General features: G+C 48.2%; 20 protein-coding genes, 1 pseudogene and 1 riboswitch. Of the genes and pseudogenes, 15 read left to right on the plus strand and 6 right to left on the minus strand.

Going from position 1 to position 26113, the window contains the following annotated elements:
* Positions 1 to 13: 13 nt before the first annotated feature.
* A complete protein-coding gene (gene purB, locus OCV68_RS10685) occupies positions 14 to 1450 on the minus strand; it encodes an adenylosuccinate lyase (protein WP_022474952.1) in 1437 nt (478 codons plus the stop codon).
* Between the two features lie 157 nt (positions 1451 to 1607).
* Between purB and OCV68_RS10690 the strand changes: the two genes are divergently transcribed.
* On the plus strand, positions 1608 to 3173 hold the full coding sequence (locus tag OCV68_RS10690) for an alkaline phosphatase family protein (RefSeq protein ID WP_262572554.1): 1566 nt from the start codon (positions 1608 to 1610) through the stop codon (positions 3171 to 3173).
* Between the two features lie 20 nt (positions 3174 to 3193).
* Positions 3194 to 3607, plus strand: coding sequence for a peptide deformylase (locus tag OCV68_RS10695; protein WP_147622568.1), 414 nt, complete (start codon positions 3194 to 3196; stop codon positions 3605 to 3607).
* 69 nt (positions 3608 to 3676) lie between these two features.
* Here OCV68_RS10695 and OCV68_RS10700 read toward each other — a convergent pair whose 3' ends face one another.
* The 3 genes from OCV68_RS10700 to OCV68_RS10710 form a co-directional block, all read right to left on the minus strand.
* Entirely contained in the window at positions 3677 to 4648 is a 972-nt protein-coding gene (locus OCV68_RS10700) for an SPFH domain-containing protein (protein WP_022474949.1), read from the minus strand.
* Positions 4649 to 4671: 23 nt separating this feature from the next.
* Positions 4672 to 5091: an NfeD family protein gene (locus OCV68_RS10705; RefSeq protein ID WP_147622566.1), complete on the minus strand. Its 420-nt coding sequence runs from the start codon at positions 5089 to 5091 to the stop codon at positions 4672 to 4674.
* 515 nt (positions 5092 to 5606) lie between these two features.
* A complete protein-coding gene (locus tag OCV68_RS10710) occupies positions 5607 to 6647 on the minus strand; it encodes a sensor domain-containing diguanylate cyclase (RefSeq protein WP_262572558.1) in 1041 nt (346 codons plus the stop codon).
* Between the two features lie 167 nt (positions 6648 to 6814).
* On the opposite strand from OCV68_RS10710, the gene OCV68_RS10715 reads away from it, so the two are divergent.
* The 13 genes from OCV68_RS10715 (at position 6815) to OCV68_RS10775 (ending at position 25358) form a co-directional block, all read left to right on the plus strand.
* On the plus strand, positions 6815 to 8644 hold the full coding sequence (locus OCV68_RS10715; protein ID WP_262572559.1) for an adenylate/guanylate cyclase domain-containing protein: 1830 nt from the start codon (positions 6815 to 6817) through the stop codon (positions 8642 to 8644).
* Positions 8641 to 9417 (plus strand): sugar phosphate isomerase/epimerase family protein, encoded by a 777-nt coding sequence (locus tag OCV68_RS10720; RefSeq protein WP_262572561.1) that lies wholly within the window; start codon positions 8641 to 8643, stop codon positions 9415 to 9417. Before OCV68_RS10715 ends, OCV68_RS10720 begins: the two co-directional genes overlap by 4 nt.
* Positions 9418 to 9529: 112 nt before the next feature.
* Positions 9530 to 9619: riboswitch (cyclic di-GMP riboswitch) on the plus strand.
* A gap of 81 nt (positions 9620 to 9700) precedes the next feature.
* On the plus strand, positions 9701 to 12850 hold the full coding sequence (locus OCV68_RS10725) for a FecR domain-containing protein (protein ID WP_262572563.1): 3150 nt from the start codon (positions 9701 to 9703) through the stop codon (positions 12848 to 12850).
* Between the two features lie 276 nt (positions 12851 to 13126).
* Positions 13127 to 14017: a hypothetical protein gene (locus OCV68_RS10730; protein ID WP_262572565.1), complete on the plus strand. Its 891-nt coding sequence runs from the start codon at positions 13127 to 13129 to the stop codon at positions 14015 to 14017.
* 111 nt (positions 14018 to 14128) lie between these two features.
* Positions 14129 to 15343, plus strand: a complete 1215-nt coding sequence (locus tag OCV68_RS10735; protein ID WP_262572567.1) for an EAL and HDOD domain-containing protein — start codon at positions 14129 to 14131, stop codon at positions 15341 to 15343.
* Between the two features lie 209 nt (positions 15344 to 15552).
* Entirely contained in the window at positions 15553 to 15762 is a 210-nt protein-coding gene (locus OCV68_RS10740; RefSeq protein WP_178086127.1) for a hypothetical protein, read from the plus strand.
* Positions 15662 to 17071 carry a hypothetical protein gene (locus tag OCV68_RS10745; RefSeq protein ID WP_147622559.1) on the plus strand — a complete coding sequence of 470 codons (1410 nt, stop codon included), beginning with the start codon at positions 15662 to 15664 and terminating at the stop codon, positions 17069 to 17071. The genes OCV68_RS10740 and OCV68_RS10745 overlap by 101 nt, the downstream gene beginning before the upstream one ends.
* Before the next feature lie 96 nt (positions 17072 to 17167).
* The gene (locus tag OCV68_RS10750; RefSeq protein ID WP_147622558.1) at positions 17168 to 18706 is read left to right on the plus strand and encodes an ABC transporter permease; all 1539 of its coding nucleotides are present in this window, start codon (positions 17168 to 17170) and stop codon (positions 18704 to 18706) included.
* A gap of 13 nt (positions 18707 to 18719) precedes the next feature.
* Positions 18720 to 19694, plus strand: a complete 975-nt coding sequence (locus tag OCV68_RS10755; protein WP_262572572.1) for a carbohydrate ABC transporter permease — start codon at positions 18720 to 18722, stop codon at positions 19692 to 19694.
* A 57-nt stretch (positions 19695 to 19751) separates the two neighbouring features.
* Positions 19752 to 21572: a type 2 periplasmic-binding domain-containing protein gene (locus OCV68_RS10760; RefSeq protein ID WP_147622557.1), complete on the plus strand. Its 1821-nt coding sequence runs from the start codon at positions 19752 to 19754 to the stop codon at positions 21570 to 21572.
* Positions 21573 to 21826: 254 nt separating this feature from the next.
* Positions 21827 to 22483, plus strand: coding sequence for a YesL family protein (locus OCV68_RS10765; RefSeq protein ID WP_262572574.1), 657 nt, complete (start codon positions 21827 to 21829; stop codon positions 22481 to 22483).
* Between the two features lie 135 nt (positions 22484 to 22618).
* Positions 22619 to 24520, plus strand: coding sequence for a GGDEF domain-containing protein (locus tag OCV68_RS10770; RefSeq protein WP_262572576.1), 1902 nt, complete (start codon positions 22619 to 22621; stop codon positions 24518 to 24520).
* A gap of 319 nt (positions 24521 to 24839) precedes the next feature.
* Positions 24840 to 25358, plus strand: a complete 519-nt coding sequence (locus OCV68_RS10775) for an SGNH/GDSL hydrolase family protein (RefSeq protein ID WP_147622554.1) — start codon at positions 24840 to 24842, stop codon at positions 25356 to 25358.
* A gap of 43 nt (positions 25359 to 25401) precedes the next feature.
* Here OCV68_RS10775 and OCV68_RS10780 read toward each other — a convergent pair.
* A pseudogene (locus OCV68_RS10780) lies at positions 25402 to 25629 on the minus strand (cupin domain-containing protein); the annotation flags it as partial.
* A 72-nt stretch (positions 25630 to 25701) separates the two neighbouring features.
* Complete coding sequence (locus tag OCV68_RS10785) at positions 25702 to 25866, minus strand: NADPH-dependent FMN reductase family protein (protein ID WP_262572578.1); 165 nt, start codon at positions 25864 to 25866, stop codon at positions 25702 to 25704.
* Positions 25867 to 26113: the final 247 nt, after the last annotated feature.

Genomic DNA, 26113 nt, shown 5'->3' on the forward strand with positions numbered 1-26113 from the left:
CGTATTTTTCGGATCAGACATTGATCTCAGCGGACTCGTGGGTCATGGAGCTGTACTTGTCAAGTACGGGCTTTACGCACTCAGCAAGGAACTCTGTAACCTGCTCGGAGCTTCTGCCTGTGTAGTTCTCGGGAACCAGAACAGCCTCGATATCCTCTCTCTTGAGACCAAAGGAAGGATCGGCAAGGATACGCTCGATAAGGTCGTTTTCCAGGCCCTCTTCCTTTACCTGCTTGCCGGCTTCCATAGCGTAGGTACGGATCTTCTCGTGAAGCTCCTGACGGTTTCCGCCTCTCTTTACAGCGTCCATCATAATGTTCTCGGAAGCCATGAAAGGAAGCTCTCTCATAATTCTCTGGCGGATCACTTTGGGGTAAACTACCAGCTCGGAGGTTACGTTTATCATAATGTTCAGGATAGCATCTGCTGCAAGGAATCCCTCTGCAACGGAGATTCTCTTGTTTGCTGAGTCATCGAGAGTTCTCTCGAACCACTGTGTACCTGCGGTGAATGCAGGGTTAAGGGTGTCTATCATAAGATATCTTGCAAGCGCAGTGATTCTCTCGCAGCGCATGGGGTTTCTCTTATAAGGCATTGCGGAGGAACCGATCTGGTTCTTCTCGAAAGGCTCTTCCATCTCCTTGAAATTCTGGAGGATTCTCATATCGTTTGCGAACTTCATTGCAGACTGTGCAATGTTGCCCAGTGTGCTGATTATCTGGGAGTCTATCTTTCTGGAATAGGTTTGACCGGAAACGGGAACTACAGCGTCAAAGCCCATTTCCTCAGCGATCATTCTTTCAAGCTCCTTGACCTTGGTGCTGTCGCCCTCGAAAAGCTCCTTGAAGGAAGCCTGTGTGCCTGTGGTTCCCTTGGAACCGAGAAGCTTCAGGTTCTTAAGTCTGTATTCAAGCTCGTCAAGGTCCATGAGCAGCTCATTTATCCAAAGAGTAGCTCTCTTGCCCACAGTGGTGAGCTGTGCGGGCTGGAGGTGGGTGTATGCCAGAGCGGGCATATCCTTGTACTTATCTGCAAATGCGGAAAGCTGGGAGATAACGGTAACAAGCTTCTTGAGGACGATGTTCATAGCGTCTCTCATAACGATGATATCGGTGTTGTCACCAACATAGCAGGAGGTAGCGCCTAAGTGAATGATGCCTGCTGCCTTGGGGCAAACCTTTCCGTAGGTGTAAACATGAGCCATAACGTCGTGGCGGACGAGCTTCTCACGCTCTGCTGCGCACTCATAGTCGATGTTATCAACGTTTGCTTCCAGCTCATCTACCTGCTCCTGAGTAACATTCAGACCCAGCTTCATTTCAGCCCTTGCCAGAGCCACCCAAAGACGTCTCCATGTGGTGAATTTTTTATCTGCTGAAAATACATACTGCATTTCCTTGCTTGCGTATCTGGTGCAGAAGGGGGATTCGTAGGTGCTTGTATCCTGCATTGTAATAACTTCCTTTCGTTTCTTTCCTGACGGCATAATAATATAGTTTATTATACCATGGTGCGCAGGATTTGTCAATAACGAATGAAAAGGGCAGGGACTTGCTTTTTGCGGCCGTTTGGGGTATAATGGTTCTTATCAACTTGGAGGTGAGCTTATGGCTGAGGATAGCCTTATATCAAAAAACACCAAACAGACTGTCACTTTTGCGTCGGCGCTGTTTTTTTCGTTTAATATTCTGTTTTTCGCCCCATTGGAGATATATCTGGGCAATATGAATGATATTTCCGTTCCGCTGAAATATGTGCTGTGGGGCATTGCTCCGCTGACCGTTGCGGTCACTGCAATTCTGTTTTTCCTGCTTTACAAGACTAAGGAAAAATATTTTTACACGGCGGTAAGCGTAGTCTGGGGACTGGGACTGGCATTTTACATACAGGGAAATTTCCTGCAGATAAATTCCGCTCAGCTTGACGGCACCGAGCAGCGGGCGGGAGCGGTGAGCTGCATAATAAACCTGCTCATCTGGCTCGTGATACTCGCAGTGCCGCACCTGATACAAAAATTTAAGCGTGATATTTTCCCCAATGCTGTGAATATATCGTCGCTGGCTATTGTGGCGATAGAAGTGCTGGTACTTATCCTGGGCTGCTGGCAGGCGGCTGAAAATGACGTTGACGGCAGAGTTATCGAGATGCTTTCGGGGGATAATTACGACTACTATCTTTCTCAGGACGACCAGTACGAGTTTTCCACTGACCATAACATTATCCTGATACTCACCGATGAATATGATTCTTTCTGCTTTGAGAAAGCGGTGAAAAATGACCCGCAGGCTGCGGAGGGCTTTAAGGATTTCACCTTTTACAGCAACACCATCGGAGTATTCGGCGGTTCCTCGCCGTCCATAACCAACATATTCACAGGCAGTCATACAGATCTGGATTTCAGCAACGACACTTTGTTTAGAACCCTTGATTCAAACGGCTACATAACGCAGCTCTTTGCTTCCAAGGAGATATTCTCCCATGATATATTTATGAAATATGCGGATAACTGCGTTGAATACAGCTTTGGTGCAAAGGATCTTATGAATCTGGACAAGTGCATATACAGCCTTGCTTTTTACAAATATATGCCTGTGATACTGAAAGAGCCTTTCCATCTTGGCGGCGCAGACATCAACAGAATGACATCTTCCTCCGACGCATATTACCGTGTTTATGACTATAACAATCTGGCTTTTTACAACACCATCGGAACTGATGTCACTTACACCGACAGTAAATGCTTCAAGTACATATATCTGTTCGGACTTCACCCCATAAGAACTACATCAAAGGACCTTATCGACCACGGCGATGAACAGGTATCGGAGGAAGAGTGTGCGGAAGCTGTCAACAAGATACTTTGTGTATATCTTGAAAAGCTTCGTGAGAACGGCGTTTATGACAATTCGGACATAATCATCATGGCTGACCACGGCTTTAAAAACAACGACTGGGGTAAATATCCTACCCTGCTGATAAAGCGCAGCGGAGAGAGTTTTGACAAAATGAATGTTTCGGACGTTCCCGTATCATATGATGATATGTATCCCACTCTGCTGTATCTTGCGGGAGACGAAAGCTCCGAAGGCACTGTATTTGACCTTAAAGAGGGGGAGCGGACAAGGTATTTTGCTCAGACTGATGAATACATCACAGGCTCGGTGACACGATAAAATAATATGAGAGGTGCTTTATGATAAAAGAACTTATGCACGACCCCATATTTCTGGCTCAGAAGTCGGAAACGGCGGACAGAAACGATATACAGACAGCAAATGACCTGCGTGACACGCTGGAAGCCAACAGGGAGCGGTGCGTGGGCATGGCTGCCAATATGATAGGCGTGAAAAAGCGCATGATCTGCTTTGTTAGTGACGGGGAATATATGATAATGTTCAACCCCGAAATAATAAAGCAGTCCGACCCATACGACACTGAGGAGGGCTGCCTTTCTCTGCTTGGCGGCCCCAGAAAATGCAAAAGGTACAAGAAAATAAAGGTGAAATATCAGAACGAGGATATGCAGGTGCGGATAAAGACCTTTTCCGATTTTACCGCCCAGATAATCCAGCACGAGACAGACCACTGCAACGGCATACTTATATGAATTTATATAATTATAAATAAAAAGGCGTGACAGCTCATATGAACTGCCACGCTTTTTTTGATAGTGTTTTTACTTGCTTTCGGGCTTCTGATCTGTTACCACAAGCTCCTTGAGAGAGGTTGCAAGACCTGCAAGTCCCTGTATCTCGGAGGGGATAATGATCTTTGTTGCCTTGCCGTCGGCTGCCTTCTGGAAGGCTTCCAGGCTCTTGATAGCGATAACGCTCTGGGAAGGATTTGCTTCATTGAGCTGACGGATAGTATCAGCCAGAGCCTGCTGAACGTTTCTGATGGATTCAGCTTCACCCTCTGCTTCGAGTATCTTCTGCTGTCTTACAGCGTCTGCACGGAGTATCATAGCCTGCTTCTGAGCCTCTGCCTGGAGGATAGCTGCCTGCTTTTCAGCCTCTGCACGGAGTATCTTGGACTCCTTTTCACCCTCTGCAACAAGCACCTGAGACTTCTTTTCACCCTCTGCCTGGAGGATCTTCTCACGGCGCTCACGCTCTGCCTTCATCTGCTTCTCCATTGCGTCCTGTATCTCACGGGGAGGAAGGATATTCTTCAGCTCTACTCTGTTTACCTTGATGCCCCAGCGGTCGGTAGCCTGGTCGAGGATAGCGGTTATCTTGGTGTTGATAACATCTCTGGAGGTGAGTGTAGCATCAAGCTCCATCTCGCCGATGATGTTACGGAGTGTGGTTGCGGAAAGGTTCTCGATAGCGGAAAGAGGTCTTTCAACGCCGTAGGTGTAAAGCTTTGCGTCGGTAACGGTGAAGAACACGACGGTGTCTATCTGCATTGTAACGTTATCCTTGGTGATAACGGGCTGAGGCTTGAAGTCAACTACCTGCTCCTTGATGGAGACCTTCTTTACCACCTTGTCGATGATGGGGATAACGTAGTGGGGGCCTGTGTGAAGTGCTCCCGAGAATGCGCCCAGACGCTCAACCACGTACACCTGAGCCTGGGGAACAATCTTTATTCCCGAGATGATGATAACTACAACGATAAAAATTATTATGGCAATTAAATATTCCATATCTGCTCTCCTTTTGGTTTAGGTTATTCTTTTGCGACTGTGACGAATGCGGCGCCCTTGGCTTTTACCACCACGGTCTCGCCCTTTTCGATCACTGAGCTGTCGGCTGTTTTTGCACCCCAGTCAACGCCCTCGATGCGTACTCTGCCCGTACCTGCTTCGGGGTCTATCTTTTCGATGACTATTGCTTTTTTGCCGATGTCAAGCTCGCCGTTTGTGGGTGTGTTTTTGGGCATGATCTTTTTAACAACAGGTCTTGTGACCGCCAGCGTGATAACAGAAACGGCAAGGAATACCGCCAGCTGTACTGCGAAGCCTGCTCCGAGGACAACTGCGATCAGGGCTGCCAGTGCACCCAGTGCGAACCATACTGAGACCAAGGCACAGGTTGCAGCTTCCGCCAGAACTGCTGTTATCAGCACGATGATCCATAAGATGTACATTACTCTGCTCACTCCTTTCGTTGTCGGTACCGGTGTTTATGTCGGCTGACTTTTGCCTTAATACTATATTATCATAGTTTTATGCTAAAATCAATGATTTTATTAAATTTTAATCTTTTTCACAGGAAAATCATAATAATATTACATTGGGAGAGGGCGTTTTGTGGGATCGGTAAAACAGAATTATAGTTTGCCCGTGCCTGCGGCTGCGACGACCGGATGGCTCTGCCCTCATGTGGACTTCCTAATACTAATCTTCAATCAACCTACAGACAAATCCTCGGCTGAAATAAGCCCATTCTTCGTCAAGCTCCCTTGCCGGGCGGCAAGCCCGCCTGCGGTCGCTTTCCTTGACTGGTCTTATTTCATCTGTCGGCTTTGCCTATAGAGCGATTGAAGATTAGTATAAAACCTTTTCCTTTGTGCTTATTTGTGCTGTTTTTTTATTTGTACCACTGCAAATAAAAAAAGACTGCCACGATTGCAGCAGTCCTTTCAAATATCTTATGATACTATTAAAGAATAACAGTATTTCTTCCGCTTTCCTTTGCCTTATACAGCTTTTCGTCAGCGGTCTTGATATTGTCCTCAATGGACTTCATGGGGTCAAGCTGAGTTACGCCGAAGCTCATGGTCACCTTTATGTCCATGCCCTCAAAGTGACAGACAGAATCCATTATTGCCTGACGCACCCTCTCGGCAGCCTCTGCCGCCTCTTCGTCTCCTGTATCGGGCAGTATAACGATGAACTCCTCGCCGCCCCAGCGGTAAACGCCGTCGCATATGCGCACGTTCCTTCTGAGATAGCCTGCCACATGGCGCAGAACCTCATCGCCTGCGTTATGACCGTATGTATCGTTTACTTTCTTAAAGAAATCTATGTCGCAGATGAAAAGGGAAACGCATCTTACGGCTTCCGGGTCGGTAAGTATCTTCACATAATTCTTGTTATAGTCATTATAGAAGCCCATACGGTTTTTAAGCTCGGTGAGCTTGTCGTGCTGGGAATCGTCAAGGAACGTTTCCGATTCAAGAGTAATGCCGCAGATGAATGCCGCCAGTGAAAGACGCTTTGTATCTGCCTGAACATCGAACTTGCCGTCATTATCCAGCTTGTTTATAGCCTGATATGCGCCGATGAACTCTCCCTTGCAGTCGGAGATAGGCATTACCAGTATGGATTTTGTAACATATCCTGTTTTCTTATCAACATCTGAGTTGAAATCAGGGTGATTGTAAGGGTCGTTGGTCACTATAGTGCGCTTTTCTGCGAGAGCCTTGCCCACAAGGCCTGTGCCCTCGGGAATGGTTATCCTGCCCGTACCCACAGCGGCAGTTGTCCATAACTCATGGGAACGCTTATCCCATTTCCAGAAGCTTGCTCTGTCGGCATTGACGAGAGTTCTGCCCAGATCCGTCAGCAGGCGGAAAATAGCGGAATGGTCATTTGAAGCGTCGTCATCGGGGTGGGACATCTCGGTGTAAAGGCTCTGTGTGATGGAAAAGATCTGCTCCAGCAGCTTATCCGAAGATACAGCTTCGTTTACGTTATCCATATTATCACTTCCAATATCTGATTTTTATGTTATTATAACACATTCAAAACAGCTTGTAAATAGAAAAATATCTTTTTGGCGATTTTTTTTGAAATATAGTGACAAATTGCATTTAACGTGTTATAATATTATTAAATATTATCTATCAGAAGAAAGGGTGGCATACTTTGAAGAACCACAGCAAGGTATCGGCAGTCATTGAAGCCGCAGTAGTTTTCGCTCTGGTGTTCGTCACCTCATTTTACGATGTGTTCTATTCCTTTGACAGCCTGCTGAGAGACAAGCTGTACCAGGCCCCCAGGGGCATAAACAATAAAATAAAGATAATCGCCATTGATGATGAAGCTCTCCGTGAATACGGTCCTTTCGGCACATGGTCAAGGGGCGTTTATGCGGATATCATCAACACTCTGGGGGAATATCCCGCTGCGGTGGCAATGGATATCATGATATTCGGCGATATGGACAGCCAGGGCGACAAGGCTCTTTCGGAAGCCTGCCGTAACAGCGGACATGTGGTGGCAGGCTCATACATAAGCTACTCCAACGCATACAAGACGGACGAAAACGGCAAGCCCTACATCGACCGCTTCCATATCGAGCAGATAGAGCAGCCCATTGAGGCGGCTGACTGCATCACAGGCTTTGTGAACGCTTCCCCTGACGATGACGGAATAGTCCGCTCCGCATTCCTTACCGTGTCCGCTCCCGAGCTGTACGGCGATGAGAGCTTCGGCAGCCTTGCGGCGGAGACCTACTATCTTTATTGCAAAAACACAGGCACTGCGGCAAACACCCCCACACTTGACGATAACGGCAGAATGTGGATAAGCTATGCAGGCCGCCCGGGAGATTATGAGCATATCTCCATGTCCTCTCTACTTGACGGAAGCGTTGACCCACGCATATTCACCGACTGCATAGTTCTTGTGGGAGCATATGCTTCGGGACTTCAGGATCAGTTCTCCGTACCCAACAGCTCCGACCAGATGTTCGGAGTGGAGATACACGCAAATATCATACAAGGCCTTCTGGACGGCAAATGCCCCGTTCCCGCAAACCGTGTATTATCCGCACTGGCAGCGTCAGCAGCGGCGGTGCTGGCATATCTTATCTCAAAGTATTCAAAGGTGAAAATATCCACACCTATTATAATGGTAATGACGGCCGCCTATATCGCAGCTGGAGTTATGCTGAACGGCTCGGGCCTTACCATACCCATACTTTATGCACCTTTGTTCATGGTAATATGCTACCTTGTAAATCTTGGCAGAAAATATGCGGAGGAAGCTATTGAAAAGCGCAAGATAACCGCCGCATTTAAGAAATACGTTGCTCCGCAGGTGGTTGAGGAGATAGCAAAGTCAGGCTCATACCACATAAAGCTGGGCGGAGAAAACAGGCACATCGCAGTGCTTTTCGTTGATATCAGAGGCTTCACACCCATGTCAGAAAGCCTTGAGCCTGAGCAGGTGGTGGATATCCTGAACAGCTACCTTAACCTTACCACAAATTCAATTTTTGCCAACGGCGGCACGCTGGATAAGTTCATCGGCGATGCCACCATGGCAGTGTTCAACGCTCCTTTTGACCTTGACGACTATATCTTCCGTGCCGTAAAGACCGCATGGGATATCGTCAGCGGAGGAAATGCAATAGAAAGCACATTTATGGAAAAGTACGGCAAATCCGTAAGCTTCGGCGTGGGCGTCAACTGCGGAAACGCCGTTGTGGGCAATATCGGCTGCGATTTCCGTATGGACTACACCGCCATCGGCGACACCGTAAACACCGCCGCCCGTCTGGAATCAAACGCCAAGCGTGGTCAGGTGCTTATCAGTCAGGCGGTATATGACGAGGTAAAGGACAGGATAACCGCAGAGCCTATCGGCGAGATACCTTTGAAGGGCAAATCAAAGGGCGTGTTCGTATATTCGCTGACAGGCATAACAGGTGAGATCAAGACCGACAAGCAGAAAGGAATGTCCGCACAATGAGCAGATTTATGATAATCCCACGGATAGACAAACTGGACGAGAGCCTTGCCCTTGCCCATGAATACGGCTTCGGCTTTGAGTTCAACGACTTTTACTCGCCCAAGGTGCTTGATGATACTGAGCTTACGGAAAGCATCATCGAAAAATACAAAGCGGCGGGGCTTCCCGACTACTGCACTTCCCACGGCGACTTTTTTGACGTGCTGGTGTTCAGCGAGGATAAATACATCAGGGAGATATCCCGAAAGCGCATTATCCAGAGCCTTGAAACCGCTTTGAAGATAGGCGCAAGAGGCGTGGTGTTTCACACAAACCACAACCCCTATTTTATAGCCGATGCTTATGTGAACAGCTGGCACAGGTATAACGAGGAGTTCTGGAACGAGATACTTCCCATGTACCCGCAGCTGAACATCTATCTTGAAAATATGTGCGACAGTTCCCCGAAAATGCTTGCCGGCCTTGCCAAAAGCCTCTGCCATCACAAAAATTTCAGCGTATGCTTTGACTATGCCCACGCCAGCGTTTTCGGCAGATGCGATATAGGGCAGTGGGTAACGGAGCTTGCTCCATACGTAAAGCACCTGCACATAAATGACAATGACCTTGAAAGCGACCTGCACCTTGCAGTGGGCGACGGCAAGATAGACTGGCAAAGGTTCAAAGAATACTATTTTAAGTATTTTTCCGATAAGACCGTGCTTATCGAGACCTCATATCCCGAGACACAAAGGCGTTCCGCCGAATACCTGAAAAAGCTTGGAGTGCTGTGATACAGACATACTGCACAATATTTGCGTTAAGAATTGGTTAAAAGTGAGTTTTTTGAACAATTTTGGCAAACCCACTTGATTTTATGTAAATAATATGTTATAATTCATATAAGCAAATAAAAGGCAAAACCGATGAAAATCGGTGGCGCAAAGCACGAGCCTAAGCTATGAATTTTCAAGGTACGGCGGTCGGGCTGCATTTGCAGGAATTCCTGTTTTGCGGCTTGCCTGCGTACCTTTTTTATTTTGCGGTAAGCTGATTTTTAATTAACGAGGTGATCATATGAAAACACTTACATCTAAAGCCAAAGTGATAATTACAGCCGTTGCGGCGGCAGTTGTTGCTGCGGGCATTGTTGCAGGTGTGCTTCTCACAAGGCAGGACTCATACAGAGTGCTTAAAGTATTCGAGCTTATGGGTACTGCATCGGTAACAAGAGAAAGCGCAGGCGACCTTGACGCTTATGTGGGAATGAACCTGGAAAGCGGTGACGTTGTTTCGGTAGATGACAACAGCAATATGCGCATTTCACTTGACAGCGATAAATATGTGCTCCTTGATGCGGGAACAGTGCTGGAGCTTGTTGCCGCAGGCAATGAGAAGGACAGCAGAACTACCCTTAATCTCAGAGAGGGCGCAATACTTAACGAGATAACCTCCGCTCTGTCGGAAAATTCCTCCTATGATGTAAACGCCCCCAAGGCGACCATGGCAGTAAGAGGAACCAGCTACAGTGTTACCGTCACCAAGGACGGCGACAGGTATATCATCGAGCTTGATACATTCCACGGCAAGGTGGCTGTCCGCCTGATAAGCGAGGACGGCACTCCCGGGGAAGAGGTAATGGTAGGCGAGGGCAAAAGCGTGCTTATCATAACTGAGCCGAACGAGAATACCCACAACTCTCCCGATATTGACGGTCACTCATATTTCGTTATCCGTGACCCCGAGGCTGAGGGCGGCTACAGAAAGGTGGATATCTCCGAAGCTGTATTTGACTCGGAATACGATTTCCTTGCCGCTTCCATCAAGGAGCGTGTGGTAAGCTCCAACAACAGCGGACTTTTCCGGATAAAGGACGCTATAATCGAAAAGCTCACAGGCGCAGAGACAGAAAATGACGTAACTACTGCTGCCACCTCCTATAAGGTAATGGCAGGCGGCTCGGGCACAAGTGCAGCCCAGACAGCTGCTCCCGCTCAGACTGCAAAGCCTGCACAGACTTCAGCATCTACAGCTCCAAGGGAGCCTATAAATTCCGACAACTACACTGCTCCGGCATTTACCGAAAGCACCACAGCAGGCACAACAGCCACTTCGGCGGAAGTTCCCGCTCAGGCATCGGCAGCTGAAAGCACATTCGGTACAGGCGATTCTTCAAACGGAGCAAACGGAACGGGAACAAATGCCTCGGGTACAAGCGCTTCAAACTTTGTATCGGGCACAGGAGTGACCGCTCCCGCAAATTCCGATACATCGGGAACAAGCAGAAGAGAGACCTCGCCCCGCACCACAGGTCAGGGTACACAGACCTCTCCTGATGTGACAAATCCCAACGTTACCGCTCCCACAGACCCCACAGGTTCGGGATTTTCTCCTCTGGTAACAACACGTCCCACAGGCACAGCCTCTCAGACTTCGGCAACCACAAATCCCACCACAACTACCACCGCAGTCACCGATAAGGAGCCTGAGGTATTTACTGTAACATTCCTTTCCGACAATGGCACAGTCCTTTACACCCGTGACGTTGAGTCGGGCGATACAGTTTCAAACTTCCCGCAGGTGCCTGCAAAAACAGGCTACACAGGCGTATGGCTGGTATCGGGCAAGAACACTCGGTTCACAGCAGCCACTGTGGTTACATCTGATATGTCCGTATATGCTTCCTACACCGCAAAGGAATATACCATTACAATGAACGTTGAGGGAACCACAACCACAATGACCGCAAAGTACGGTGATTCCCTTTCCGATGTTCTCCCCGCTGTACCTGCTAAAACAGGCCATGACGGCATATGGACAATAAACGGTGCGGCAATATCCTCCACAGCAAAGGTTACGGGTAATATGACCGTTACCGCAAAATACACCCCCAAGACCTATACAGTTACCATTATAATCGGAACTGAGCAGGATACAAAGACTGCCAAGTACGGCACTCTTCTCAGCGACATTCTACCCACTATCCCCGAAAAGAAGGGCTACCACGCAGCATGGACAGTTGACGGCTCACCCCTTACCGATAATGCGAAGGTAACAGGCGACATCACCGTTACCGCAGAATATGCTCAGAAGGAATTTACCGTAAACTATATGGATAAGGAAAGAACCTATTCCGAGACCTATGCAGACAACGGCGAAAAGCTCCTTGACGTTCTGGACGATCCCGATGTGGGCAATGAGCTTGACCTTAAATACACATGGATCACCCGCTACAACGCATGGACTGCATCGTCAAACAGCGGTATGGTAAAGGTAAACGACGGCCATGTTGTAACTAAGGATATTGACAGCAGTTACGAGGTTCAGGCGGTCGAAAAGCAGCAGATAACCTATTACATCGGCGATGATGTCAACGGCTACACCGCAGGCGGCAGCTTCTATCTGCTGACAAATATGACTACCGAAACTATTTCGGAAGTTCAGCCCGGATATTTAGGAACTATTCTTCCTGCAAGCTACAGCGGATTTGTTTATGACTACTATGGAGATGCCGTTCCCTTTACCGAAAATGACGCCGCATATGGTGTTGATGCTATATACACCTATAACTATCTCGTGACATTCAAAAGCGCCGACGACACAATAGTCACCAAACGATTCCCGACGGGCAAAACTATCGGCGACCTGCCTCAGCTCCCACAGCTTTCCGACCCGACAAACAATGTGTGGGCATATTATGAGGGCGATGTTCCTACGAAAGTCACATCGGCAACTCAGGTAAACTCGGATATGAATATCATCGAAATGCCCAAGAGCGAGGTCATCTTCCATACCGTCACCTATACCCGTGCCGACGGCACAACGGGCACCATAAGGGTAGGCGAGGGCGCAAGCATTTATGGCTCGCTGACATCAGGCGGACTTACTCCTGCCGAGGGATACAGCTGGATAGACGAAAGCGGCAATGAGATTTCAAGCGATACGGTCTGCACAGGAGATATGACCATAACCGAAAAGGGCGACCTTGTAACGCTGGAATTTTATTACGGCGGCACCCTTTACAGGACAGAAGATGTCCGCATAGGCGAAGAATTTATCTTTTCTTCCGATATGCTCATAGGAACCACAGGCGCACCGTTCTCAACTATCGAAGCGCTGCAAAACGACTCCCATGTGTGGAAATTCACTATTGACGGCGTTGAGTACACTGTTATCGACACATTCACCGTAACAGGCGCAGCAACAGTTTATGTAACAATGGAATGATTTTTAAAATAAAGCGCTAAAATGTTGATCTGTCAAGATCTTTTATACTAAGCTCTGATCGTTCTATAGACAAAGCCGAGAGATAGAATAAATCCAGTCTAGGAAAGCGACCGCAGTAAGGCTTGCCGCCTTGCAAGGAAGCTTGACGACGAATGGATTTATTATAGCCGAGGATTTGTCTGTAGGTTGATTAGAGGTTAGTATTATGAGGTCTTGACAGATTTTTTTATATGGGATATAATTATAGTATCTATTTTATCAGAAGGAAGAACGGCTATGATGATGCTTTCCGAAAAAACAGCATACAAAGCTGTGGCTTTTGCCGCACGCCATAAGTGGGCAAAGCCATTCTGCTTCGGAGTGTATTCTGCCGTTTACGCAGCAGAGAAGCTGAAAGCAGATGAAAAGCCGTTTTCAAAGCGGCTCATAGCATTTGCCACGGCCTCTGCATTTGTTTTTATGACCGTTCCCACGTCATATGCCGCCGCCCTCACCCAGCCCGAGACTTCCGTTGTTACGGAGCAGATGAATACCATGGAGCCTGTTGCAATGTCCCCCGAAGATATCGCCGCAAGAGTTACACTGGAGGGTCTGGCGGAAAATGAAGCTTCCTACGGACTTACGCTGAATATCCGCTCGCTCAGAACAGACGTTACCGCAAGATTTACAAGCTCCGACAAAATGGAAAGCGATATAAAAGCTGCCTTTGAAAGCTACGGCATAAATTCCGACGAGCTGTGCATATCCCCCGTAAAAATACAGCTTTACAGGAACGATACAAGGGAAAAGCTGCAGATATCAGATGGGTATTCCGCTGATGTTACTTTGCCAGTGCCCGAGGAAATGCTCAGCCGCATTGACGAGCTGAGAGGCGTCCGCCTTGAGGATAACGGCACGCTCACCGTCATCGAGGGCGAGACAGATGAAAATACATTTTCATTCCGTACAAATAAGCTGGGCAGCTTTGCACTGGTCACATATAAGGACACGGCGGAGGATATCGGCAGCGGTGCGGGAGTATCCGACACGGGTATCGTTACGGATATATCCATATCCGTTCCCCAGCCTATAACAGACGAGGATAAGCGCCGCTTCCGCAGGAACAGGGGAAAGAAGCACATTTACAGAATAAAGCGTATAGTCAAGGAAAACGAGCGCTTGATATAATAGTGATACTGCACAAAAATCACATCAAAATACTACCATTCTGCTGTTGAAGTTTTGGGCTCAAAGTGGTATAATATGTGTAAAATTTATATCCGTTAAGGAGCAACGCATATGGACCCGTTTATCGCCAGACAAATTATTACCGATAAGCTCCAGCACACCGTGGGCTGTGAGATAATACTTGCCGATCCCAAAGCCAATGCAGAAAGGAACGAGCTTTACGAAAGCGCCGCCGCTGATAATATATCACGGCTGAACTTGGATAAATTCACCGACGGCAGGACTGCCTACATCACCTTTACCCGCAGTATGCTGACCGCAAATATCCCCGCACGCTTCGGAAAAGACAAGCTTGTGATACAGATAGACGGCTCACTCATCAACGACCGCTCCGCTCACAATCTTATCAGGAAGTACCGCCAGGCAGGGTATAAGATAGCTGTCATCGGCTTTAAGGTTGATTCGGGTTATTTCGGCATTATGGACAGCTTTGACTACATCAAGGTGGATTTCAGGGATTTTACATCTCCCGAGCTGGAAAATATCCTGCGAATGGCACGAACCTTCAATAAAAAAATAATCGCATACAATATAGAATGCGCTGAGGCATATACCAAGGCAAAGCTCTGCGGCTGCACATATTACCAGGGAATGTACATCTATGGCAAGATACCTACGGCTGTGCGCAGAAAGGGCATCATGCGTGAGGGCTTCAACGAGCTTTTCAATGAGCTTTACAGCGGCAGGTCGGATATTGTCAGCATTACAAATATCATAGGCAGATATCCCGAGATATCGGAAGCGGTACAGGCTCTGGCAAATTCGCTTTACTTTGCCTCCGACGTGCGCACCGTTGGCACTGACAAGGCAGCGGCAAAGCTGGGCGAGGAAAATCTGAGAAAATACGTTTATATCATTGGCTTCAAGGCTGAGGACGGTTCCATGCCCGGCGAGCTGATAAAATTCGCACTTCTCAGGGGAATGCTCTGCTCGGAGCTGGCGGGATTTGCAGACAGTATGCCGATAACATCGTCAGAAGCATTTTCGATGGGAACGGTCTCAATGCTCGGCAGACTTCTTCACAAGCCGTTGGCTGAGGTAATGCCCGATACTGTGTGCGCCTCCCTTATTTCGGGTCAGGGCAGAGCGGGAATGCTTTACAAGATGATATGCGCATATGAAAAAGCCGATATGAAGACTGCAGCGGAATTTGCCGCAGCTCTCGGCATACCGCCTGCCATACTGCCGCAGAAATACCGTGAATGTGTATCCGCAGCGGATGAAATGTGGCATAAGCTCATAACTCCCGCTGAGTTCAGGGAATGATAAGTACATTTAAAAGCCTTCCGTTTCGGGAGGCTTTTTTTTCATTTTGTATAAAATGATTTTATTTGACGAATATTATTGTAAAGGTTTACATAACCGCTTGATTTTATTTGTGTAAAATAGTAATTGACACTTTTGTCATTTTGTATTAAAATTAAAAGTACCAATATATTCTCTTTTGTGTATAACCACATGAGAATGGGGAAATTATGGGAGAAATTACGTCCGTAAACGATAACATTACGGACAGGGGCAGCTGCTTTAAGGAGAGAGCTGTTCAGAGGGCTTTGTCAGCAAAGCCCGGAAAGGAAGGTTATTATGAAGAAATCAAAACTCATCGGAGCCTTAACGGCTGCGGCACTGGCTGCTGTCAATATGACAGCTTTTGCAGCACTGCCCGTTTCTGCGGCAGAGGTTGACCTTGACGGCACATATCACGCATATATCGGCGTGCAGTCCGCAAGCTACACCTTCAGAAACGCTTATGACGATGCGACCTACGGCTACGGCGTAACTGCCGATGACGGAACTGTATGGTTTGATCAGCTCACAGGCTGGGACGGCCCCACAGCTCTCAACAAGGGCGGCAATTTCACTGATGCCGAGATAGCCGGAAACGGTACTTATTCTGTGTCTGTAAACGATTTCGATTTCGGCGATGACGAGTCCCTTAATCTGCTGTTCGTTTCCACCGATATCCCTCTCAACGATCAGATCAAGATCACTGACGTTAAGGTGATCATGGACGGTCAGACAAAGTACACCTTTGATGACGCTTTCATGGATCCCGATGCTGCTGAGTATATGAAGTGGCTCGCAATCAACATCTGGAATGACGAGCTGGGCGGTGCTGAGGGAATGTTCGGTTATGTAATGCCCTCCGATTCCATCGAGCTTCAGTTCACAGTTTCAGGCTTCAACTATGACAAGGCTGAGGACGCTGTTGAGGGTGCTTCCGACGGCGCATTTGACCCCGACGGCGAGTATGACGCTTACCTTGGCGTTCAGTCCGCAAGCTACACCTTCAGAAACGCATATGACGACGCTACCTACGGCTACGGCGTAACTGCCGATGACGGAACTGTATGGTTCGATCAGCTCACAGGCTGGGACGGCCCCACAGCTCTCAACAAGGGCGGCAAGTTCACCGATGCCAAGATAAAGGGCAACGGCACATACTCCGTTTCCGTTACCGATTTTGATTTCGGCGACGACGAGACCTTTAACCTCCTCTTCGTTTCCACCAATATCCCCCTCAACGATCAGGTAAAGATCACTGACTTCAAGGTAATCCTTGACGGTCAGACCAAGTACACCTTTGACGAAGCTTTCATGGATCCCGATGCTGTATCCTACATGAAGTGGCTTGCTATCAACATCTGGAATGACGAGCTGGGCGGTGCTGAGGGAATGTTCGGTTATGTAATGCCTACAGATTCCATCGAGCTCCAGTTCACAGTTTCCGGCTTTAACTATGACAACCCCGATGCAGCAGCTCCCGAGGAGACTGAGGCAGTTACCGAAGCTGAGACCGAGGCTGAAACAGAAGCCGAGACCGAGGCAGAGACCACTGCTGAGGAAACAACAGCTGCCGAGACCGAGGCTGTTCAGGCAGAGGCTCCCGCTGAGTCCGGCGGCAGCAGCGCAGTCGTTATCGTAATTGTTATCGTAGCAGTTGTAGTTATCGGTGCAGTTGTATTCGTAGTTATCAAGAAGAAGCAGTCCTGATAAAGAACCTGCGGAATAAACGAAAACATACTGCCGCTCCGCAGGTGCGGCAGTATGTTTTTGAGCGTTAAATTAAAGGAAAGGACTGATAAACAAATGGCGGACGGCACAACCGATACCATCGTCAGCACCGAAACTCGTGACATTCCCGTTCACCCAAAGAAAAAAGAAGCTCCAAAGACGCTGGCAGAAAAGATCTCAGACAAAATATACTGGATACTGCGATGCGCCGTTGTTATTAACATAATCGCACTGTTTTTCCCCTCGTTCAACCCTGCACGCCTCAGCGGAATGATAAACAAGAATCTTTCACTGTTCTCCTGCGGTATATCCTATAAGTCAATAGTTGCAAACTTCGGCCGTGCGTTCAGACAGGGCTGGGTGCAGGAATCCACATTCCATGCACTTAATGTCTGCGCAATGATAGTCATTGTGGCTGCGGTGCTTGCGGCAGCAGGCGGCTGTATGTCCCTCGGAAACAGAAAGCTCAAGAGAACAGGCGCATTTGTCACCATTGCGGCAGGTATCCTGGAGCTTGGAGCTGTTTTCCAGTTCAAGAACCTCTACAATCAGATCGCCGATCAGGCAATAAGCGCCAACAAGCTTGACAGAGTGCTGCCCATGTTCCCCTACAATAACTACATCTTCATGGGTCTGGGAATCGCACTTGTCGTATGCTCTGCAGTTAACCTGTTCCTTGTTCCCGCTGCGGAAAAGGGCGAGCACTATGATATGGAACCTAAGTTCAGGCTTTTCCTTATGATGCTCCCCATCATCGCACTGGCATTCGTATTCAGCTATCTCCCTCTCTACGGCTGGAGATACGCATTCTTCAACTACAATGCAGGTGAGGACCTGACCATGGATAAGTTCGTGGGCTTCAAGTGGTTCACCTCGCTTTTCCAGAACAGCGCCACAAGAAACGATATCGTGAACGTTCTCAAGAACACTCTTGCAATGAGCGGCCTCGGAATTGCCACCAGCTGGGTGCCTATGGTATTCGCAGTGTTCCTTTCCGAGATAAAGAACAACCGTTTCAGAAGACTTGTCCAGACCTTTACCACCATACCCAACTTCATCAGCTGGGTAATCGTTTACGCTATCGCACTGGCTATCTTCTCCACCGACGGCTTTATCAACACAATGATAAACAGCGTTTCAGGCTCCGATCAGCTTGTTACCACAAATTACCTTATGTCCTCCGGCCATATGTGGCTGAAAATGCTTGCATGGGGCATCTGGAAGGGCACCGGCTGGAGTGCGATCATCTACATCGCAGCCATTTCGGGCATCGACCAGGGCCTTTACGAGGCTGCCACCGTTGACGGCGCAGGCCGATTTGCAAAGATGTGGTACATAACTATCCCAGAGCTTATCCCTACTTTCTGCGTTCTCCTGCTTATGTCCATCGCAAATATCCTTTCAAACGGCATGGAGCAGTATATGGTATTCTCCAACGCAATGAACTGGGAAAAGATCCAGGTGCTTGACCTTTACGTTTATAACCTTGGTATCGGCAAGGGACTTATCCCTCTGTCAACAGTTATCGGTATGGTCAAGTCCATCGTCAGCGTAATTCTTCTCTTCGCCGCAAACGGAGTTTCAAAGCTTATCCGTGGCGAGAGCATTGTGTAAAGGAGGGAAAGTCATGGCAGAAAATACCGCTGTTAACAGCAGCTTCCCCAACGACAGCAAGGGTATCCGTGAGGTGGGCGAGCATTCCCACATCAAGCTCACCGCAGGCGACATCATATTCAACATTCTGAACTATCTGTTCTTCGGACTTTTCACACTGAGCTGCATATTCCCCTTTTACTACATTTTCATCAACACCATCTCCAACCCCGAGCTTGTAACCAGAGGGGCAATCACCCTTATCCCCAAGGAGCTTACCATTCAGAACTACATCTCCATGGGCGCTGTAGGCGACCTGTGGAAATCAGTTTTGGTAACAGTTCTCAGAACCGTTATCGGTACTGCGCTGATGGTATTCGTATCCTCACTGGCAGGCTACCTTGTTACCAAAAAGGAAATGTGGCACAGACAGTTCTGGTACCGCTTCCTTGTTGTAACAATGTACTTTAACGCAGGTCTTATCCCCTGGTATCTGAATATGTCCATGCTTGGTCTTACCGATACCTTTGCGGCTTACATAATCCCCGGTATCGTTTCACCCTACAACATCATTCTTGTAAAGACCTACATCGAGTCCATACCCGCAGAGATAGAGGAAAGCGCATTTATGGACGGCGCAAGCTACTGGATGATCTATCGGAAGATAATCTGGCCGCTTAGCAAGCCCATACTTGCAACTATTGCCATATTCGGCGCAGTAGGCCACTGGAACTCTTTCCAGGATTCGCTTATCCTCAACGCAAACTCTCCTGCACTCTACACCCTCCAGCACAGACTGTACATCTACCTGAACCAAAGCTCCAACCTCGGTGCGGTGGTCGCATCGGGTACCAGCAGCTCCGACGCATCGGCGCTGGCAAGCTCCTTCAACACGAAGATACTGCAGTACACCATTTCAATGGTAACGATAATCCCTATCCTGTGCGTATATCCGTTCATGCAGAGATACTTTGAAAAGGGTCTTATGCTTGGCGCAGTAAAGGGTTAACAGCAAACATAATCAGTTTCAATAAAAAAATTATTCAGAAAGGATCGATCTCCCAAAATGAAGATGAAAAAATTCCTGGCAGGAGTTCTCGCTCTTGCAATGGCAGGCTCACTTACAGCCTGCGGCGGTGCAGCCACACCCGAAATGCCCGATGCAACATCAGTAGCTGCTGACGGCGCCGATACCGATGCAGCAGACGGTTCCGACGACAGCGCAGATACCTCAGCTGACAGCTCCGAGGGCGGAAACAGTCTCTCCGACCTGTATGGCGATGAGACTATCCAGCTCACCGTTTACAGCCAGCTGGCAAACTACTCAGGCAAGCTCACAGGCTGGTTTGCCGAGGTAATGAAGCGTGAATTCAATGTTGAGATGACCATTATCCCCGAGTCCGACGGTATGTTCGATACCAGAATGGAATCAGGCAATCTGGGAGACATCGTTATCTTCGGTTCCAACGGCGATAACTACCAGAGAGCTGCAAAGGGCGGCCTCCTCTTCGACTGGAACGAGGACGATATCCTCACCGACTACGGCTCCTACATCAAGGAGAATATGCCCTACGCTATCGAGAACAATATGCAGTTCAATGATTCATTCGGCGCAGGCAACAAGCTCTTCGGCTTCGGCCACAACGTTGCAACCTCTCCCGAGGATCATGAAGCATTCTTCTACACCATGGACCTCCGCTGGGATCTTTACAAGCAGCTGGGATATCCCGAGCTTAACAATATGGACGATCTCTACAACCTGTTCGTAAGCATGAAGGAGATCTGCCCCAAGGACGAGAACGGCAACGAGACATATGCAATGTCCCTCTGGCCCGACTGGGACGGCAACATGGTAATGTACATCAAGGCATTTGCTACCTGCTACTGGGGCTATGACGAGATGGGCTTCGGTCTCTACGATGTTGAGAACGGCACATATCATGACGCTCTCGAGGAGAACGGCCCTTACCTCACCGCCCTCAAGTTCTTCAACAAGCTTTATCAGGCAGGTCTTATCGACCCCAACTCCATGACCCAGACCTATAACGAGATGAGCGAAAAGGTTCAGGCAGGCGGCGTATTCTACTCTATCTTCGACTACGCAGGCTCCGCTCTTTACAACATCGAAGAGCACCTCCAGTCCGATTCCGCTATGTACCCCGTAGTTCCCGCTGATGCAACTCCTCTCTGCTACGGCATGAACGTACTGGGCGGCAACAGAATCTGGACTATCGGCGCTAACACCGAGTATCCCGAGCTTTGCATGGCTATCATCAACTACCTCTGCACTCCCGAGGGCTATATGACCTACTGGTGGGGCCCCAAGGATCTCTGCTGGTACTATGACGATGAGGGCAACACCTGCTTCACCGAGCTTGGCGAAGCTGCTTACAAGGACAGAAAGGGTACTATGATGCCCGATGAATGGGGCGGCGGAAGCTTCAACGACGGCACATTCCAGGCTAACAACACCACCTGGTCAAAGGACGCTTCCAACCCTGACTCCAACGGCGAGACCTACAACTGCGAGAACTGGAAGAGCAGACGTACCGATGCCAAGTACGGCATTCTCCAGGATTGGAGAGACTTCACAGGCAAGTACAATACTCAGGAATATATGGACAGCATCAACCACAAGGTTTCCCTTGCAACTTCCTACACCGAGTCCAGCAAGAGCGATGAGCTCAAGATCATCTGGGAGCAGGTAGCTAAGTGCGTCGTAAACTACTCATGGCAGGCTGTTTACGCTAAGGACGACGCTGAGTATGACAAGATCGTTGCCGAGATGACTCAGAAGTGCAAGGAGTACGACCCCAACGGTGAGTGCCTTGCATGGTGCGAGAACGAAGCATCTATCAGATGCGGTCTTGAAGATGCAGTAAGATGATCATTTACAGAATCAAGTATTAAGTGATGCGGAGCGCAGATATCCTGCGCCCCGCATTATGGTATTATACTAATCCTTAATCGTTCTATAGGTAAAGCCGACAGATGAAATAAGACCAGTCTAGGAAAGCGACCGCAGGCGGGCTTGGTGCCCAGCAAGGGAGCTTGACGAAGAATGGGCTTATTTCAGCCGAGGATTTATCTATAGGTTGATTGAGGATTAGTATTGAAACATAAGTTTCAAGGAGAATTTCAATGGCAGGTTTTTTCAGTCCCGACAGCAAGCTGTACAAGTTCATGACACGACTTACGGACGTTTTCGTCCTTAACGTGATGTGGCTGGTGTTCAGCCTGCCCATAGTGACCATAGGCGCTTCCACCATAGCAGCGTGCTCCGTAACGCTCCATATGGCAGAGGATACCGAGGGTCACGCAGCAAAGGACTTTCTCAAAGCGTTCAAAGCGAATATCAAGCAGGGCATACCGATGACGTTCATTACCCTCATATGCGTGTGGGCAGTGTATCTTGACTTTCAGATATACGGCGCAGAAGCGGATATGGGTCACAGCGGCGCACTTATCTTCCTGATAATAGGCATCGTGGCGGCATATATCTTTGCATTTTCCCTGCTGTATGTGTATCCGTTGCTGGCAAGATATGAAAACTCCATTATCAACAGCCTGAAAAACTCGTTCAGGATAAGCATGAAATTCTTCCTCCGCTCGCTTCTCCTGCTGATACTTGTGGCGTTTGAGGCCGCAGTGATAATGTGGAACACCACAACATTGTTTGTGGGACTTCTCATAGGCCCTGTGTTCATACTTTTCACCATAAGCTCATTTGCCATAAGGATATTCAGAGAGCTGGAGAAAACTCCGGGAACTATATCAAATCCCGATAATAAATATTGATATCAAGCGGCTTTGCACAATGCGGAGCCGCTTTTTTGTATGTGTTATTTAAAAAATACTTGAAATTTCTCCGCTGTATGATATAATAGGTATATCGGATCTGTTGTGCAATATGAACATATGGGAGTGAGATCCATGAAAAGAAAAACCATCGCTTTGTGCGTTACAGGCTATGATAAGGAATATGAGACACGCATTGCGGAGGGTATCGCCCGCAGATGTTCGGCGCTTGATATAAATCTGCTTGTGTTCGCAAGCCTTATCAGAAAGCCTGACCTTAATTCGGGGCTTACTCTGCCCGAAAGTGTCATCAAGGGCGAAACTGCTGTATTTGACCTTATAAATTACAATATGCTTGACGGCATCATCATTCTGGGCGATTCCATCATTGATGAAAGCGTTATCGAAAAGGTACACAGGCTGGCACAGAAAAACAATGTGCCCGTTATCAACATAAACGACCCGACCCATGTGCTTGATAAGAACATCACCCTCAGCGACAAGTGCGCTATGGAGTTTGTGATGAAGCATCTGGTGGAGGATCATGGGCTTACAAGGATAAACTTCATCGGCGGCTTCCCCGGAAACCTCCAGACGGAGGAAAGGCTGGCAGGCTACAAAAAGGTACTTACCGAGCATAATATCCCTGTGGAGGAGCGGCGTATCGCTTACGGTCAGTTCTGGACAAAGGCGGCGGACTGCACAAGGGAATTTTTAAAAGATGAGCTGCCCCAGGCCATTGTTTGTGCCAGCGACACCATGGCTATCTTCTGCATGGACGAGCTGAAAAATCAGGGCTACAGCATACCCGAGGATATTATTGTAACAGGCTTTGACGGCATTGCCGACTGCGAGCTGTATTCGCCCACTGTCACCACTGTAAGGCGGAGCTTTGCCGAGGCGGGCAAAAAGGCTGTGGATATGCTCAGCGGTATGTGGCAGGGCAGGGAAGTCCCCGACTGGGAAGATGTGGTGTCGGTGCTGGAAAAGGCTGAGTCCTGCGGCTGTGTGAAGAAGGAGCCTCAGGAAGAAAGCTACTACAACTCAACGTATCAGACCAAGAACACATTTATAGAGTTTACCGCCAAGCTTACGGAGATGAACACGTCTTTTGCGGGCTGCCGGACCTCGGAAGAGGTATATGAGGCGCTTAAAAACGGTGCGGCATTTTTCCGCTTCAACAGGCTTTTCGTGTGCATACGCTCCAGCGTGGAGGGCGGCGGAAGCTTTGTGGGCAGCGGCAGCATGAAATCCGAGGGTTCGGCGTACAGTATGATGTCCATGCTCCAATACGGGCATGATGTTCCTGTGGGAACAAAGTTTTCCTCCGAGCAGCTTCTGCCCATAGATTTTCCGGACGGGGAAAAGGCGGTGTTCTTCGGATTTTCTCCCCTGTATTTCAGCGGAAAGTTTATGGGATATCTTGCATATGAGCCCACAAGAATGGGCGGCGCAGGGGACTTTTTCAGCACATGGGTCACTGCCATAAACAACAATGCGGGCAATTTCTACATGAAAAAGGACCTGGAGCTTGTTGTAAAGGAGCTTGAGAACCTTAATGTCCGTGACCCTCTTACTGAGCTTTTCAACCGCCGTGGAATGGAGAAATTCGGCGGCAGGCTGGTGGATCGGGCAAGGAAGGAAAAGCTTGTGCTCACAGTTATCTGTGCGGATATTGACGGGCTGAAGCTCATAAACGACCGCTGGGGACATGAGGCGGGGGACAATGCCATCAGGCAGACTGCAAATGCGATGTTTTACGCAATGCCCTCGGACAGCGTATGCACCAGAACAGGCGGAGACGAGTTCAGCGTTATCCTCTGCGGTGCGGACGATTCGGGCATAGAGGGATATATCAGCCGTGTATCGGATTATCTTGCGGACTACAACAGCCGCAGCGGACTGCCATACAAGGTGGACTGCAGCTGCGGATACTGCTCGGTGAACGGGGGAGAGATATGCTCCATGGAAGCGGTAACGAGAATGGCTGACGACAATATGTACAGGCTGAAGGCTGCAAAAAAGAAGTCACGGTAAATTTTTTTGTAAGGTATTTACTATAAGTTTACAGCGCGCCTGAGATATGGTGTGTGAAATAAACAAACAATTTATGGAAAAACGCAGCTGATATAACTTTGATGTTATGAATATCTTGCGTATAGCATATTTGACATTATATTATCATGTGGTATAATAAGAGCTGACAAAGGACATACGCAGTGCACAGCGTTATCCCGAGTTACGAGAAGAGAAAAAGCAGAGAAGAGGTCGTGCGCGCAGATTTCTTTCCGATCTTTTCGCATTGTGTCTTTTCAGGCTCTTAATATAATACAGAACCTTGAAAGGAAGTCTTTTTATGAAAAACTATTACTCCGTACTTAATGAATGTGCCGTTAAAAATCAGGTGCTTTTTGCAGGCTCCACATTTGCTCATGATTTCCCTATCAACGAGCTGATGCAGGATTTTGATGTTGACGCAAGGGTGTATAACCGCAGCGAAAAGGGCGCAAAGCTTGCCGATGCCCGTGATTTTGTTATGGAGCAGGCGGAGGCTCTTGAACCTTCAAAGATATTCCTTTGCTTCGGCGATGAGGATATCAAGGCTGAGGGCTTTCTTGCAGGCGAGTTTTCATATGAGTACAAGGAGCTTGTTTCCGATATAAAGAAGAAATTCCCCGACTGTCAGATATATATTCTCCCTGTTATGGCTGATGGTGCTGAGGAGGCTGACAATGCTCTGAAAAATATCTGCGGCGATATAGCAGAGTTTATTCCCCTTTCTGCTGAGGCAAAGCATGACGCAGGAAAGATATTCAGAGAGCTTAAAACCTTCCTCCACGGCAGAAATGTTATTTTCGGTCAGGCTTGGAACTGATAAAAGCCGTACAGTCATTGGGCTGTACGGCTTTTTTTATGGCTTATAGGTTATTGTATTCTTCGTCGGTGACAGGTTCGCACCATTCGTTGGAGGTGTTCTCTCCCGGAACTTCAACGGCTATGTGACTGAACCAGCTGTCCTTCTTTGCACCGTGCCAGTGCTTTACATTGGGAGGGATAACGACTACATCGCCGGGGTCAAGGCTTCTGGGGGCTTTGCCCTCTTCAACATACCAGCCGCTGCCTGCGGTGCAGATAATACTAATCCCCAATAAAACTATAGACAAAAAAACATCGCATAATCCATATATGCAAGATTATGCTCGATTTTTGTATAGTTTTTAATTGGTGCTTAGTATGAGCTGTTCGATCCTGAACATATCCGCACCTGTGAGAGCTTGCAGTATCTCTGCGGCAATCTGGGTGTTGCCCTTGTCGATATATCTGAGTGTTCCGCCGAAATAGTTTTCATCGGCTCTTGAATAATATGCTATAAGTGCCGGCATACAATATCCTCCTTTGCTTGTTCTGCTTTTTACTTTAGCTATATTATATATAATACTAATCTTCAATCAACCTACAGACAAATCCTCGGCTGAAATAAGCCCATTCTTCGTCAAGCTCCCTTGCCGGGCGGCAAGCCCGCCTGCGGTCGCTTTCCTTGACTGGTCTTATTTCATCTGTCGGCTTTGCCTATAGAGCGATTGAAGATCAGTATCAAATTGGCTTGACAGTGAATTACAAATAAGCTAT

It is taken from the genome of Huintestinicola butyrica, assembly GCF_025567215.1.
Taxonomy (GTDB): domain Bacteria; phylum Bacillota; class Clostridia; order Oscillospirales; family Ruminococcaceae; genus Huintestinicola; species Huintestinicola butyrica.